This window comes from Mycobacterium sp. 663a-19 (genome assembly GCF_035616495.1).
GTDB lineage: Bacteria > Actinomycetota > Actinomycetes > Mycobacteriales > Mycobacteriaceae > Mycobacterium.
Genome location: NZ_JAPJAV010000001.1, coordinates 608,669 through 622,909 on the forward strand (window position 1 = coordinate 608,669; position 14,241 = coordinate 622,909).

Consider the following 14,241-nt stretch of genomic DNA (forward strand, 5'->3'; position numbering starts at 1 on the left):
CCGATATGCGCGGTCATGGCCCGGCGTAGGTTTACACCATGTCGCCGCGGGTGAAGCTCACCAATGCCGACAAGGTGCTCTACCCCGCCACCGGAACCACCAAGGGTGACGTCTTCGACTACTACACCCGCATCACCGAGGTGATGCTCCCGCACATCGCGGGCCGCCCGGCGACGCGCAAGCGCTGGCCCAACGGGGTCGAGCAGGCGTCGTTTTTCGAAAAGCAGCTGGCGTCGTCGGCGCCCGACTGGCTGCCGCGGGCCAGCGTGACCCACCGGTCCGGGACGACGACGTATCCGATCATCGACAGCCCCGACGCGCTGGCCTGGATCGCGCAGCAGGCGGCGCTGGAGGTGCACGTGCCGCAGTGGCGGTTCGTGGCCGAGTGGACCCGAAGCCGGGCCGAAGAACTCAAGCCGGGCCCGGCGACCCGACTGGTGTTCGACCTGGATCCGGGCGAGGGCGTGACGATGGCCCAGCTCTGCGAGGTGGCGCACGCGGTGCGGGACCTGATCACCGGCATCGGGCTGACCACGTTCCCGCTCACCAGCGGCAGCAAGGGGCTGCACCTGTACACGCCGCTGGATCAGCCGGTGAGCAGCCGGGGCGCGGCGGTGTTGGCCAAACGCGTTGCGCAGCAACTGGAGAAGACCATGCCCAAGCTGGTCACGGCGACCATGACCAGGAGCCTGCGGGCGGGCAAGGTGTTCTTGGACTGGAGCCAGAACAACGGCGCCAAGACCACCATCGCGCCCTATTCGCTGCGCGGCCGGCAGCATCCGACGGTCGCGGCGCCGCGCACCTGGGAGGAGCTCGAGGACCCCGAGGTGCGCCAGTTGCGCTACGACGAGGTGCTCGATCGGGTGGCCCGCGACGGCGACCTGCTGGCGGCGCTGGACGCCGACCTGCCCGCGGCGGACCGGTTGGCCAAGTACCGCGGCATGCGCGACGCGTCGAAGACCCCCGAGCCGGTGCCGTTGGCGAAACCCACCACCGGCCAGGGCAATACGTTCGTGATCCAGGAGCACCACGCCCGTCGGCTGCACTACGACTTCCGGCTGGAACGCGACGGGGTGCTGGTGTCGTGGGCGGTGCCGAAGAACCTGCCCGAGACCACGTCGGTGAACCACCTCGCCGTGCACACCGAGGATCACCCTTTGGAATACGCCACCTTCGAGGGCACCATTCCCAAGGGCGAGTACGGCGCCGGCAAGGTGATCATCTGGGACGCCGGAACCTACGAGGCCGAGAAGTTCCGCGATGACCCCGCCGAAAAAGGAGAGGTCATCGTCAACCTGCACGGGAAACGAATTTCCGGGCGCTACGCGCTGATTCAGACCAACGGGGACCAGTGGCTGGCGCACCGGATGAAGGACCAGAAGGTCTTCGAATTCGACGAGATCACGCCCATGCTCGCCACCGAGCGCTCGGTCGCGGCGTTGCCGGCCGGTCAGTGGGCCTTCGAAGGCAAGTGGGACGGCTACCGGCTGTTGGTGGAGGCCGACCATGGCCACCTGCGGGTGCGATCTCGGCGCGGCCGCGAAGTCACCGGGGAATACCCCGAATTGCGTTCGCTGGCAGCCGATCTGGCCGACCATCACGTGGTGCTCGACGGCGAGGCCGTGGTGTTGGACGCCTCGGGCGTGCCTAGCTTCCACGAGATGCAGAACCGCGGCCGCGGCACCCACGTCGAGTATTGGGCATTCGACCTGCTGTATCTCGACGGCCGCTCGCTGTTGCGCGCCAAGTATCAAGACCGGCGAAAGCTGCTCGAAACCCTGGCCGGCGCGGGCAATCTCATCGTCCCCGAGCTGCTGCCCGGAGATGGCGCCGAGGCGCTGGAACACTCCCGCGAGCGCGGCTGGGAGGGGGTGGTCGCCAAGAAGCGGGACTCCACCTATCAGCCGGGGCGGCGCTCGTCGTCGTGGCTCAAGGACAAGCATTGGCGCACGCAGGAAGTCGTCATCGGCGGCTGGAAGGCCGGGGAAGGCGGGCGCAGCAGCGGCATCGGCTCGCTGATGGTCGGCATCCCCGGCCCCGGCGGGCTGCGCTTCGCCGGGCGAGTCGGCACCGGCTTCACCGAACGCGACCTGGCCAAGCTGAAGAAGATGCTGGCGCCGCTGCACACCGACCAGTCTCCCTTCGACACCCGCCTTCCGACGCGTGAAGCCAAGGGCGTGACCTTCGTCGAGCCGGTGTTGGTCGGGGAGGTGCGCTACAGCGAGTGGACCCCCGATAACCGGCTGCGCCAACCGAGTTGGCGCGGGCTGCGTCCGGACAAGGAACCGAGTGAGGTGGTACGGGAATGAGATGGGTGACGTATCGAGGCGCCGACGGCGAACGGGCCGGGGTCCTCTCCGGTGACACGATCCACGCGATGCCGCCGGGAGTGGCGCTGCTCGACCTGATCGGGCGCGGCGCCGACGGGCTGCGACAGGCCGGCGAGGACGCCTTGCGGTCGCCGTCGGCGGTGGTGCCGCTCGGCGAGGTGACGCTGATGGCGCCGATCCCGCGCCCGCCCTCGATCCGCGATTCGCTGTGCTTCTTGGACCACATGCGCAACTGCCAGGCCGCGCTGGGCGCCGGCCGGGTGCTCGCCGACACCTGGTATCGCATCCCCGCCTTCTACTTCGCCTGCCCGACAACGGTTTTGGGCCCATACGACGACGCGCCGACGGCGCCCGGAAGCGCTTGGCAAGACTTCGAATTGGAGATCGCGGCGGTCATCGGCGCCGGCGGCAAGGACCTGACGGTCGAGCAGGCCGAGCTGGCCATCATCGGCTACACGATCTTCAACGACTGGTCGGCGCGGGACCTGCAGCAGCTGGAGAGCCAGCTCGGGATCGGGCAGGGCAAGGGGAAGGACAGCGGGGTCACGCTGGGGCCCTACCTCGTCACGCCCGACGAGCTGCAGTCGTACCTTCGCGACGGCAGACTCGATCTGCAGGTGACCGCGCTGGTGAACGACACCGTGATCGGTTCGGGGTCCACCGCCCAGATGGACTGGAGCTTCGGTGAGGTCATCTCGTACGTGTCCCGCGGGGTGACGCTGCGCCCCGGCGACGTCATCGGCTCCGGCACCGTGCCCACCTGCACGCTGGTGGAGCACCTCAATCCCGCTGCGCTGGAATCCTTCCCGGGCTGGCTGCACGACGGCGACGTCGTGACACTGAAGGTGCAGGGGCTGGGGGAGACCCGGCAAACGGTGCGCGCCAGCGGCGCGCCGCATCCGCTGCCCGCCCGGCCCAACCCGGACGCCGCGCCGCCGCCCGCTCGGGTCAACCCGGCACCCGCGCGGGTACCGTACACCCGCGGCCTGCACGAGGTCGCCGACCGGGTCTGGGCGTGGACGCTGCCCGACGGCGGCTACGGCTGGAGCAACGCCGGGCTGGTTGCCGGCGACGGCGCGTCGCTGCTCGTCGACACCCTGTTCGACCTGGCGCTGACCCGCGAAATGCTCACCGCCATGCGCCCGATCACCGGCTCCGCGCCCATCACCGACGCCCTGATCACGCATTCCAACGGCGACCACACCCACGGCAATCAACTGCTCGACGATTCGGTGCGGATCATCGCCGCGCGGGGCACCGCCGACGAGATCGCGCATGGGATGGCGCCCGAGATGCTGGCCATGGCACAGACCGCCAACCTCGGCCCCGTCGCGACGCCGTACGTGCGAGACCGGTTCGGGCACTTCGACTTCAGCGGCATCAAGCTGCGCAACGCCGACCAGACCTTCGAGGGCGACCTGACCATCGAGGTCGGCGGCCGGCGGGTCGACCTGCTGAACCTCGGCCCCGCCCACACCGCCGCGGATTCGGTGGTTCACGTTCCCGACGCGGGGGTGCTGTTCGGCGGGGACCTGCTGTTCATCGGCTGCACCCCGATCGTGTGGGCCGGCCCCATCGCCAACTGGATACGCGCCTGCGACGTGATGATCGCGCTGGACGCCCCGATCGTGGTGCCCGGCCACGGGCCGGTCACCGACCCCGACGGAATCCGCGCCGTGCGTGGCTATCTCGCGTACGTCGCCGCGCAGGCCGAGGCCGCCTACCGCAGGGGTCTGACGTGGGCCGAGGCCGCCGACAGCATCGACCTCGCCGAGTACGCGACGTGGCTGGACGCCGAACGCGTCGTCGTCAACGTGTATCAGCGTTACCGCGAACTGGACCCGGGGACCCCGCAGCTGGAGGTCATGGCGCTGCTGACGATGCAGGCCGAGTGGCTGGCCAAGCGCTCGCTCTGACCGCGAGACTGCAACTGGCAACACATCGCCCGAGTGGAGCCGTCGCCAGTTGCAGTCTCGCGGTCAGGTCGGCGGCGGCGAAGTAGTCGTCGTAGTAGCGGGTGCGACCGGCGAAGGTATCGAATGGCTTCTCCTTCGCTGCGGCGGCCGCATACGGTTTGGGTATGTCAGCAGTGGAACTGGAAAAAATCGAGGACAATGTCGCCCGCATCACCCTGAACCGGCCGGAGCGGCTGAACGCCATCGACGGATCGCTGATCGACGGCGTGGACCATGCCCTGGATGCGCTCGGCGGCGGTGAATTTCGGGTCGCGATCCTCACCGGCGCCGGTCGCGGATTCTGCGCCGGCGCCGATTTGAGTGGCACCGGCCAGGCGTGGACCAAGGCCGCGAGCCCGTCGACCCCCGCGTTCAAGGTCAACTACGACGCCCAGGTCCGCCTGGCCAACCTGTTCACCCGGCTTTACGAGCTCGACATCCCGGTGATCGCCGCGGTGAACGGCGTCGCCGTGGGGGGTGGGCTGGCGTTCGCGTTGGTGAGCGACATCCGGGTCGCGTCCGAGCAGGCCAGGTTCGGGTCCGCGTTCATCAAGGCCGGCTTCTCGTCGATGGACATGGGCACCAGCTACCTGCTGCCGAAAATCGTCGGCGCCGGCGTGGCGCGCGAGCTCATGCTGACCGGCCGGATCATCGACGCCGCCGAGGCCTATCGCATCAAGCTGGTGCACGAGGTGGTGGCGCCGGACGAGCTGATGCCGACGGCCCTGCGGCTGGCCCGCTCGATCGCCGAGAACAACGCTTATGGCGTGTGGCAGACCAAGATTGGCCTCAACGCGGCGCTGGACGCGCCCAGCCTGCGGCATGCCATCGAGCTGGAGAACCGAACCCAGATCCTGTCCGGTTTCACCAACAATCCGGTCGAGGCCGCCAAAGCGCACCGGGAGAAGCGGGCCCCGAAGTGGGATCCGCTGTGACGCTTAGACTTTCGACATCACCTTGTCGGCGTACCGTTCCAGGTGGCGAATCTTGTCCTCCAGCGGTTCGGTGTCGGGTCCGCTGATGTAGGGGTACCGGAAGCCCACGATGACGTCGGTGACGCCCTTGTCCTCGAGGCGCTTGATGCCGTCCGCGGTGTAGGCGTCCGTCGAGATCGCGTGGATCTCGAACGGGCCCGTCTTGCCCTCCTCTTCGCGGTATTTCAACACGCGGGCGATGAGCCGGTCGAGCTCCTCGGGGTCGGTGCCGCCGCCGTGCATCCAGCCGTCCAACCGCGCCGCGCGTCGCAGCGCCGCATCGGCGTGGCCGCCGACCAGGATCGGGATGGGCCGGGTCGGGGCCGGGCTCATCTTGGCCTTGGGGATGTCGTAGAACTCGCCATGGAACTCGAAGTACTCGCCCGTGGTGAGGCCCCGCACGATCTCGATGCATTCGTCCATCCGCTTGCCGCGCTTGGCGAACGGGATCCCCAGCAGCTCGTAGTCCTCCCGCCACGGGCTGGTGCCGACGCCGAGTCCCAACCGGTTGCCGGTCAGCACCGCCAGTGAACTCGCCTGCTTGGCCGTCAGCACGGGATGCCGGACGGTCATCTTGAGGACGAAGAAGTTGAACCGCAGGTTCGTCGTCACCGCACCCAGCGCCGCCGCCAGCACAAAGGCTTCGACGACCTCCTTGCCGTCCAGGAACTCGCGGCTGCCGTCGGGGGTGTACGGGTACTTCGAGTCGGATTCGAAGGGGTAGGCGATGCTGTCGGCGATCGTCATGCTGTGGTAGCCGGCCGCGTCGGCGGCCTTGGCCAGCGGGATGTAAAACGAAGGGTCGGTCAGTGACTCCGCAAAGCTGAACCGCACGTCGTCCACCTTCCGTCAACGGGCAATAACACGAGATTAGAACGTGTTCTAGTTTGACCCGCGCCCGGGGTCCGTCTCCAAAAGGCTCCGAAAGGCTCCGAAAGTCAGAGCTGGTTCTCCGGGCCGATGACGGCCCAGACGGTCTTGCCCCTCGACGTGGGCGTGCTGCCCCACGCGCGGGACAACGCCTCGACGATCGCCAAGCCGGACACGTCGATGCCCTTGTCCGGCGACGGCAGCCGCACGGCGGGCGTGGTGCTGTCGTCGGCCACCGCGATGGTCGCCGTCGAGCCGTCGGTCTCGAGCCGCATCAGCGGGACGCTGCCGGTGTGTTCCAGCACGTTTTCCACGAACACGTTGACCACGACCAGCGCGACCGGGATGAGTGCGGACTGGGACCAGGCGGTGAGCCACTCGCGGACCAGGCGGCGTGACTCGCGCAGGCTGGTCAGGTTTGCGGGCAGCTCGGCGTCGGCGCGCCGGACCGGGCGACGGGTGAGCCGGTCGAGGGCCTTGATCGCCGCCGCCTCGGTCGAATACACCGGCATGAAGTGCGCGACCGCGCCGCGGGTGACCGCCTCGCGGGTGGCGCGATGCGCGCAGACCAGCACGATCGGCACGTCCGGCTGGGTCTCGAGCTGCCAGCGCGCGCTGATGAACGCCGACAACGCCGATTCCTCGGGCACTCGAAGCGCGCTGATGTCGACGATGACGGCGGAGGGCTTGTCCAGCGTGGCCTTGGTGATGCTGTCGCGCAGCGGCGCGAAGTTGCCGGCGTCAAGCACGCCCTCGACGGTCAGCACGGCCACCGACTTGTCCGTCCGCGCCGCGACGGCCAGCGAGTTCGGCGACTCCGATACCGCACTCACCGCAGCCACCCCTTTCCGCTACCGGGACCATTTTCGCCGACCGCGATCAGTGAGCAAGTCATTTGCGAACGGTTGTGTCCAAATTGCGATTGGCTCCCCGCGCTTGTGTGGTCCGGTTCCATCCCCGCTCCTTGAGTTCGGCCGGCTGACTTTCTGAAGAGCCGCCCCCATGGCGGCCGAAGTTTCTGAGCCCGAGAAACGACGATGGCCGGGCAGCAAGATGCGTGCGAGTGGGATACGCCCCCGACCCCCGCCCATGCAAAGCATCGCCGCCACCACGCCAAACAATCTCTTTTTGTCTCGTCGCCTGCCGCAGCACACGCCCCCACGATGACCGCCTACTCAGCGCGGCCAGCCCCCCAGTTTGGGTGAATCAGCCTAACCGGGTTACCCCGACGTAAAAGTCGGCAAACCCGCGGATTTTGCGGGCGCACGGCAACGTCGGAGGTGTGCGTTTATCGCTCGTCGAGGGCGCGTTACAGCGTGTACGGCGGGGCGCCCACCCCGGCGACCGAGTGGGTGCCCCACGGGGTCTGTTCGACGATGCGCGCGGGCGCGCTGCGCTCACCCACGGTCACCGTCACGTTTCGCGCCTTGAGCGCGTCGGCCGGCAGGGGTTGCGTCGGGAAACTGAAAACCGTCCCCTGCCAGTGGTAGCGGCCGTCGATCGGGTCCAGGTGGCCGGTGAGCCGGACGCGAACCGCATGGCTGGTTCCGGCGATGGTCAGCGTCGCCGCGCCGTCGTAGGTCTCGTCGTCGGCGGCGCCCGACGACAGGTCGAACGCCGAGAGCGCCGGGAAAGGCTGCGGGGGCCCGACGTGGGCGCGCTCGTTGAACACCTGCTGGCTGCTGCGAAGCACTTCGATGCGGGTGCTGGCGGCGTGCTTCATGTGCCGCACGCACTCGGCGACGTAGCGCACCCGCGCGGCGCTATCGGGCCCGGCGACGAAGAAGTAGTTCGGGAAGCCGTGGACGGCGACTCCCAGGAACGGTTCCATGCCGTCGTTCCAGGCCTGCCGGATGCTCAGCCCGCCGGCGCCGACCAGCGCCGTGTCGGGGGTCCGATCCGGAATCGCGAAACCGGTGCCGTAGACGATGGCGTCGGCGCGGTGGTCGGCGCCGTCGCTGGTGCGGATGCCCGACGGGGTGATTTCGCTGACCGCCGACTTCACCGGCGTGGGCCGCGACCCCCGGCCTTTGGACGCGGGCCGCCGACGCAGCCACCGCTTGACGCGCGTTGCCGGCAACGGCAATTCGTCGACGATCCGGCGCGGCGCGTGTGCGAAGACGGCGACGGCCGCCGCCGATGCGACCAACCGCCCGATGTGGTTGCCCGCGGTGGCGTCGGTGCCGATGACCGCGATGCGCTTGCCGCGCGGATCGAACCCCGGGTCCCACTGCGCGGCATGAAAGGACGGGCCGCGGAAGTCGTTGCGCCCGGGCAACTCCGGTATCCACGGAACGAATTCGGGCGGGTGGGCCGCGATGACCACGCCGCCGTGGAAGGTCTCGCCGGAGGTGGTCCGCAATTCCCAGGTGTGGGTGTCGTCGTCGAACCGCGCGCCGACCACCTCGCGGCCGGGAAGCAGCAGCCCGTCCAGGGCCGCGGGCCAGTCATGCGGTTGGCCGGGCGCGCCGTCCAGCATCACGATGTCGGTGATGCCGGCCGCCAGCAATTCCGTTGCGGCGCCACGGCCACGCGCTCCTGCACCGATGACGACGACGCGCGTGCGGCTCACAGAAACCTGGTGCGCCGCCAGCCGCGGCGCGCGATCGGGCCCAGCAGGCCGACCTCGGTCAAAAACGCCGCCAGCGGAGCGAACCCGGCCACCTGAACCTCGCGACGGTGCGGGCTGCTGCGCGCGATTTTTCGTGCCCGCCTGGCGTCCAGCCCCGCCCGCGCATACGGGACCGGGTTGGTGAACAGGTAGCGGAAGAAGTACCCGCCGAGCCCGTTGATGTTGGCCATGAACCACCTGTTGCGCCGGGGCATCTCCTGCACCCGCTTGCGGGCGCCGTCGCGCGCGAACTGAATGTGCCGGGCTTCTTCGGTGACGTGAATCCGCATGAGCCGCTGGATGATTGGCTGCAGTTCCGGGTCGTCCATCATCTGCCGCTGCAGCGAGTCGAAGATCTCCTCGCCGATCAGCGCAGCAACCCAGAGCATGGAGCCCCGCTGGAAGGCCAGCGGAAGCATGTTGATGATGTAGCGGTGCAACCGCCGCGGCCACACCGGCTTGGCGCCGACGCGTTCGATCGCCTTGCCGAACATGATCATGTGGCGGGTCTCGTCGCCGAGCTCGGTCAGCTTGTAGTGCGTCGACCGGCTGGTCGGGTCCTCGTGCATGATGGTGCGCAACAACGACTGGTTGAGCATGTTCTCGAACCAGATCCCGGCCGACAGGGTGTTGACCAGTTCCTGGCGGGACAGCTCGATCTGTTGCTCACGGGTCATCTCGTCCCACATCGGCGTGCCGTACAGCGACACCAGCCGGGGCGGCAGGAAGAACTTGTCCGGGTCCAGCGGCGCGTCCCAGTCGATGTCGACGACGGGCTCGTAGGACTTTTTGACCGAGCCCTTCAGCAGGCGGTCGGAGAACTCTTCACGACTCGGCCCGGCCGGCTTCATCGCAGTGGTCATGGATCCCTCCGTTGGGTCTTCAGACGGTACCCATGGTATCGGGTACTTGAGGTCCCGGCTAGGCCCCTGCGGTCTCGATTCGGCAATCTGACTTAAACGAGGAGGGCGCAGTGGGTCGGCATATCCATGTGATCGGCATCGGCGCGGGAGACCCCGGCTACGTGACCGCCCAGGCCGTCGAGGCGCTCAACGACACCCAGGTGTTCTTCGCGATGGACAAGGGCGAGGCCAAAAGCGACCTGGTGGAGCTGCGCCGGCAGATCTGCGAGCGGTTCATCCGCGAGCCCGGCTATCGGTTCGTCGAGCTGCCCGACCCGAAGCGGGCCCCCGACGCCGACTACCGGGAGGCGGTGGCGGACTGGCACGCCGCGCGCGCCAGGATCTGGGCGACGGCCATCTCCACCGAGCTGGGGCCCGACGGCGTCGGGGCCTTCCTGGCCTGGGGCGATCCGTCGTTGTACGACAGCACGCTGCGCATCCTCGATGCGGTCGCGGCGGAGGTGGCGTTCACCTTCGACGTGATCCCGGGAATCACCGCGGTGCAGGCGCTGACGGCCCGCCACCGCATCCCGCTCAACGAGGTCGGCGAGCCGGTCCTGCTCACCACCGGCAGGCAGCTGCGCAAGCACGGGCTGTCCGGCTCCGCGGTGGTGCTGCTCGACGCCGACTGTTCGTTCCGGGATTGCCCGGACTACACCGGCATCTGGTGGGGCGCCTACCTGGGCACCGAGGACGAACTGCTGGTGGCGGGGACCGTGGGGGAGGTCGGGACCCGCATCGTGGAGCTGCGGGCCGCGGCCCGCGCGCGGCACGGTTGGATCATGGACACCTATTTGCTGCGGGCGCCCGGCTGGCAGACTTGACGCGTGCCCGAACTTCCCGAGGTCGAGGCCCTGGCCGACCACCTGCGCCGCCACGCCGTCGGCTTGACGGTCGGTCGCGTCGACGTCGCGGCGCTGTCGGTGCTGAAGACCTTCGACCCGCCGGTCGACGCGCTGCACGGCCGGACCGTCGTCGGGGCCGGGCGGTGGGGCAAATACCTTGGCCTGCAGGCCGACCAGCTGTTCTTGATCACCCACCTGTCGCGCGCGGGCTGGCTGCGGTGGTCCGACAAGCTGGCCGCGGCGCCGCTGCGACCAGGCAAGGGGCCGATCGCGCTGCGGGTGCACCTCGGTGTCCCCGGAGCCGCGCCGGGCTTCGACCTCACCGAGGCCGGGACGCAGAAACGACTGGCCGTGTGGCTGGTCGACGACCCGCGGCAGGTGCCGGGAATCGCCGCGCTAGGCCCGGACGCGCTGGATCTCGGCGCCGACGATCTGGCCGGGCTGCTGGCCGGCAACACCGGCCGGATCAAGACGGTCATCACCGACCAGAAGGTGATCGCCGGCATCGGCAACGCCTACAGCGACGAAATCCTGCACGTCGCCAAGATCTCGCCGTTCGCGACCGCCGCGAAGCTGACGGGCGAGCAGCTCGCCGCACTGCACGACGCGATGATCTCGGTGCTGACCGACGCGGTGGCCCGCTCCGTCGGCCAGGGGGCGGCCACGCTCAAGGGGGAGAAGCGCTCCGGGTTGCGGGTGCACGCGCGAACGGGGTTGCCGTGTCCGGTGTGTGGCGACACGGTGCGCGAAGTGTCGTTCGCGGACAAGTCTTTTCAGTACTGCCCGACGTGCCAGACCGGCGGCAAGGTGCTGGCCGACCGGCGGTTGTCCCGGCTGCTCAAGTAGCCGATATGCTGCCGGGATGACTCGTCAGAAGATCCTGATCACCGGCGCCAGCTCCGGCCTGGGCGCGGGAATGGCGCGCGCCTTCGCCGCCAAGGGCCGCGACCTGGGCTTGTGCGCCCGTCGCACCGACCGGCTCGACGAACTGAAAGCCGAACTGACACAACGGTATCCGGGCATCAGGATCGCCGTGGCGGCGTTGGACGTCAACGATCACGAACAGGTGCCCAAGGTGTTCGCCGAGATCGCCGACGAGCTGGGTGGCGTCGACCGCATCGTCGTCAACGCCGGCATCGGCAAGGGCGCGAAGCTGGGCTCCGGCAAGCTCTGGGCGAACAAGGCGACCCTGGAGACCAACCTGGTGGCCGCCCTCGTGCAGATCGAGGCCGCCCTGGAGATGTTCACCAAGAGCGGTTCGGGACATCTGGTGCTGATCTCGTCGGTGCTCGGCAACAAGGGCGTGCCGGGCGTCAAAGCCGCTTACGCCGCAAGCAAAGCCGGAATGCGCTCGCTGGGCGAATCGCTGCGCGCCGAATACCGCAACGGCCCGATCAAGGTTTCGGTGATCGAGCCCGGCTACATCGAGTCGGAGATGACGGCGAAATCGGCGAGCACGATGTTCATGGTGGACAACGAAACTGGCGTCAGGGCGCTCGTCGACGCGATCGAACGCGAGCCCGGCCGGGCCGTCGTGCCGTGGTGGCCCTGGGCGCCGATGGTCCAGCTGATGCGGGTGCTACCACCCCCGCTGACCAAAAGGTTTGCGTAGCAAACCATCCGCGAGCGTGCGTGTTTGTACGCGACACACCGCGCGATCGTGTACATCTGGGCACGCTCGCGACACAAACTCAGTGTGGGACCGGCGTGTAATGCGCCGCGTCGGTGGTGAATTCGGGCTTGCCGTAGGTCGCCAGCCGGAGCTTGAGGAGCCCGATGACGTACGCATCGGTGATGTCCCGAAGCACGGGGATGCGGCTGGCCTGGCTCACGGCGGTGAAACGCCCGAAGATGAACGGCGCGGTGAGCGCGACGCGCAGTAGGTCCGCCGGCGCGAGCGAGACGCCCATGGCCCCAGCGATCTCGCTGTCGCCACCGCAGAAGGTCTGGACGAAAGTGAGCTTGCTGAAACTCTTTTCGACCGCCTCGGCGCAACGGTCGAACAGCGTGGTGCCCGGGCGCAGATAGGCCGCCATGGTGCCGCGGACCAGTTCCTGGCAGATGCTGTCGAACCCGTGGCGCAGCAGCGCCGAGCGGGCGTGCATGACGTGCATGATGTCGGCGGGCTCTGAGGGCAGCAGTTCCTCCGGCAGGCCGAGCAGAAAGCAGCGATACCTGGCGAATTCGACGACGGCGCGCTCTTCCTTGCTGAACTTCGTCCGGCCCTGCTGGCGCGCCTTGCGGGCCAGCAGGTACTGGCCGATCATTCCGGCGGGCATCTGGTCGACCTGCGGCACCGGCATGCCGTAGATGGCTGTGTCCCACTTGTCGGATTTCTTCAGCGCGTTGTAGCGGACCATCGAGTGCATCAGCCGGACCATGGCGGCTGCCTCGAAGCCGGGGCCGTAACGGTCCAGCGCGCCGGGCAGGGTGGTGACGGCGAAGAAGCTGGCCGTCTCGTTGACCCGCCGGGCGGCCCGCTTGCCCGACAGCGCGCCGGTCAGTGCCATCGGCAGCGCGGCGTAGGAGTTGGTGAAGGTCGCGATGAAGGCTCCTCGCGTGATGAAGGGCGCCAGTAGCGCCGCGGGGATGCGCTCCTGCCGCGCGCCCTCGTGCACCAGGTCGAAGTTGATCCACTCCGGGGTGGCCTCCATGGCGGCGACGAACGCCGCGAGCTCGGGGGGCGCGTCGGGCACCGCCTCGATTCCCTCGCGGCAGGCGGTCTTGAGCATGTCGATCAGGTGCGCGACGCTGTGCGTGGCCATCAGTGCCGCGTAGGGATCGGCGACGACGTCGCCGAGCAGGGTGGCCGTGCTAATCAGTTCCGTGACGCGGTCGTCTTCGAGGATCGGCGCGCGGTCGGCGACCCAGGTGGGCAGCGCCGACTCGGCCTCGGGCTCGGTGGCCAGGCGATCCGGCCGAAGGTCGAAGTCGAAATCCCCGTAGAGGTCCGGCTGCAAGTCGCGCTGGCTGCGGACCCGCTGGGCGAGTTCGGGGTAGTACGCGACCCTTTGCATGGCAGGCAACCTCCCGCTAACTAACAGTTAGTGAGTAATCCTCACAAGTTGTTAGTTATGCTGTCAAGCGTGCATCCAGACGGCCCGAAGCGGCGCATGCCCGCCGAGCGGCGGCGCGAGCAGATCCTCGACGTCACGCACGCGATCGTCGACGCCGAAGGGTTCCACGCGGCAACACCCAACCGCATCGCAGCCGCGGCCGGCGTCAATCGATCGTTGATATATCAGCTCTTCGGCGACCCGGCCGGGCTCTTCGTCGCCCTGATCGACCGTGAGGCGGCGCGCGCCGGCGCGCAGTTCGCCGATGCGGTCTCCGGATTGGATGCCGGCGCCGACACTCTTGTGCTCGCGTTCGACGGGGTACTCGCGGCCGTCGACGCTCACCCGGCGACCTGGCGGCTGTTCCTGTTCCCGCCGCAGGGCGCCCCGCCGGAGTTGTACGCCCGCCTGGCTCAATCCCAGGCGGTCGTACTCGAGTTCTTCGTCCGCGAACTGCTGCGCATCAATCCCCACCTGCATGATCCCGAATACACCGCCCGCATCCTGCATGCCGCCGGTCGCGAACTGCTGCAGTTGCACCTGAGCGACCCGCAGACCGCGACCGTGGAACGCTTGCGAACCTTTGTGCGGCGCTTCGGGTCCGAGCTCGTGGTGCCCACCGGTTGAGAGCGCGCGCACCAGCCGGCGCGAGCAGACGCAAAAGCCCCTCATTTCGGCACGGAATGGGGGCTTTTGCG

At 68.5% G+C, this 14,241-nt stretch carries 12 protein-coding genes and 1 pseudogene; 8 read left to right on the top strand and 5 right to left on the bottom strand.

Features of this window, described 5'->3' with window-relative positions; genetic code table 11:
• Positions 1-38 precede the first annotated feature (38 nt).
• The 3 genes from OQ968_RS03080 to OQ968_RS03090 all read left to right on the top strand — a co-directional run bounded on the left by OQ968_RS03080 (position 39) and on the right by OQ968_RS03090 (position 5,220).
• On the top strand, positions 39-2,309 hold the full coding sequence (locus OQ968_RS03080) for an ATP-dependent DNA ligase (RefSeq protein WP_324674520.1): 2,271 nt from the start codon (positions 39-41) through the stop codon (positions 2,307-2,309).
• Entirely contained in the window at positions 2,306-4,246 is a 1,941-nt protein-coding gene (locus OQ968_RS03085; RefSeq protein WP_324674522.1) for a fumarylacetoacetate hydrolase family protein, read from the top strand. The genes OQ968_RS03080 and OQ968_RS03085 overlap by 4 nt, the downstream gene beginning before the upstream one ends.
• A 164-nt stretch (positions 4,247-4,410) precedes the next feature.
• On the top strand, positions 4,411-5,220 hold the full coding sequence (locus OQ968_RS03090; protein WP_420715809.1) for an enoyl-CoA hydratase/isomerase family protein: 810 nt from the start codon (positions 4,411-4,413) through the stop codon (positions 5,218-5,220).
• 3 nt (positions 5,221-5,223) lie between these two features.
• On the opposite strand, the gene OQ968_RS03095 is transcribed toward OQ968_RS03090, so the two are convergent.
• The 4 genes from OQ968_RS03095 to OQ968_RS03110 all read right to left on the bottom strand — a co-directional run bounded on the left by OQ968_RS03095 (position 5,224) and on the right by OQ968_RS03110 (position 9,603).
• Complete coding sequence (locus OQ968_RS03095) at positions 5,224-6,093, bottom strand: TIGR03619 family F420-dependent LLM class oxidoreductase (RefSeq protein ID WP_324674524.1); 870 nt, start codon at positions 6,091-6,093, stop codon at positions 5,224-5,226.
• A gap of 104 nt (positions 6,094-6,197) precedes the next feature.
• A complete protein-coding gene (locus OQ968_RS03100; RefSeq protein WP_324674526.1) occupies positions 6,198-6,971 on the bottom strand; it encodes an STAS domain-containing protein in 774 nt (257 codons plus the stop codon).
• 467 nt (positions 6,972-7,438) lie between these two features.
• Positions 7,439-8,701 carry a DUF4873 domain-containing protein gene (locus tag OQ968_RS03105; RefSeq protein WP_324674528.1) on the bottom strand — a complete coding sequence of 421 codons (1,263 nt, stop codon included), beginning with the start codon at positions 8,699-8,701 and terminating at the stop codon, positions 7,439-7,441.
• Entirely contained in the window at positions 8,698-9,603 is a 906-nt protein-coding gene (locus OQ968_RS03110) for a diiron oxygenase (protein WP_324674530.1), read from the bottom strand. Before OQ968_RS03110 ends, OQ968_RS03105 begins: the two co-directional genes overlap by 4 nt.
• 110 nt (positions 9,604-9,713) lie before the next feature.
• On the opposite strand from OQ968_RS03110, the gene cobF reads away from it, so the two are divergent.
• The 4 genes and pseudogenes from cobF to OQ968_RS03130 all read left to right on the top strand — a co-directional run bounded on the left by cobF (position 9,714) and on the right by OQ968_RS03130 (position 12,099).
• Positions 9,714-10,466: a precorrin-6A synthase (deacetylating) gene (gene cobF, locus OQ968_RS03115; protein WP_324674531.1), complete on the top strand. Its 753-nt coding sequence runs from the start codon at positions 9,714-9,716 to the stop codon at positions 10,464-10,466.
• 3 nt (positions 10,467-10,469) lie between these two features.
• A pseudogene (locus OQ968_RS03120) lies at positions 10,470-10,712 on the top strand (DNA-formamidopyrimidine glycosylase family protein); the annotation flags it as partial.
• Between the two features lie 153 nt (positions 10,713-10,865).
• Positions 10,866-11,333, top strand: a complete 468-nt coding sequence (locus OQ968_RS03125; RefSeq protein ID WP_324675055.1) for a zinc finger domain-containing protein — start codon at positions 10,866-10,868, stop codon at positions 11,331-11,333.
• Positions 11,334-11,349: 16 nt separating this feature from the next.
• Positions 11,350-12,099 (top strand): SDR family oxidoreductase, encoded by a 750-nt coding sequence (locus OQ968_RS03130; protein WP_324674533.1) that lies wholly within the window; start codon positions 11,350-11,352, stop codon positions 12,097-12,099.
• Between the two features lie 79 nt (positions 12,100-12,178).
• On the opposite strand, the gene OQ968_RS03135 is transcribed toward OQ968_RS03130, so the two are convergent.
• Complete coding sequence (locus OQ968_RS03135) at positions 12,179-13,504, bottom strand: oxygenase MpaB family protein (protein WP_324674535.1); 1,326 nt, start codon at positions 13,502-13,504, stop codon at positions 12,179-12,181.
• Positions 13,505-13,600: 96 nt separating this feature from the next.
• Between OQ968_RS03135 and OQ968_RS03140 the strand changes: the two genes are divergently transcribed.
• The gene (locus OQ968_RS03140; RefSeq protein ID WP_324675057.1) at positions 13,601-14,170 is read left to right on the top strand and encodes a TetR/AcrR family transcriptional regulator; all 570 of its coding nucleotides are present in this window, start codon (positions 13,601-13,603) and stop codon (positions 14,168-14,170) included.
• The last annotated feature ends 71 nt before the right edge of the window (positions 14,171-14,241 follow it).

What these genes read in the sequence shown, in the direction of transcription:
- OQ968_RS03135 (WP_324674535.1), bottom strand. Translation starts at nt 13,504, where the DNA reads ATGCAAAGGGTCGCGTACTACCCCGAACTCGCCCAGCGGGTCCGCAGC.
- OQ968_RS03110 (WP_324674530.1), bottom strand. Translation starts at nt 9,603, where the DNA reads ATGACCACTGCGATGAAGCCGGCCGGGCCGAGTCGTGAAGAGTTCTCC.
- OQ968_RS03130 (WP_324674533.1), top strand. Translation starts at nt 11,350, where the DNA reads ATGACTCGTCAGAAGATCCTGATCACCGGCGCCAGCTCCGGCCTGGGC.
- OQ968_RS03085 (WP_324674522.1), top strand. Translation starts at nt 2,306, where the DNA reads ATGAGATGGGTGACGTATCGAGGCGCCGACGGCGAACGGGCCGGGGTC.
- OQ968_RS03090 (WP_420715809.1), top strand. Translation starts at nt 4,411, where the DNA reads ATGTCAGCAGTGGAACTGGAAAAAATCGAGGACAATGTCGCCCGCATC.
- OQ968_RS03080 (WP_324674520.1), top strand. Translation starts at nt 39, where the DNA reads ATGTCGCCGCGGGTGAAGCTCACCAATGCCGACAAGGTGCTCTACCCC.
- OQ968_RS03140 (WP_324675057.1), top strand. Translation starts at nt 13,601, where the DNA reads ATGCCCGCCGAGCGGCGGCGCGAGCAGATCCTCGACGTCACGCACGCG.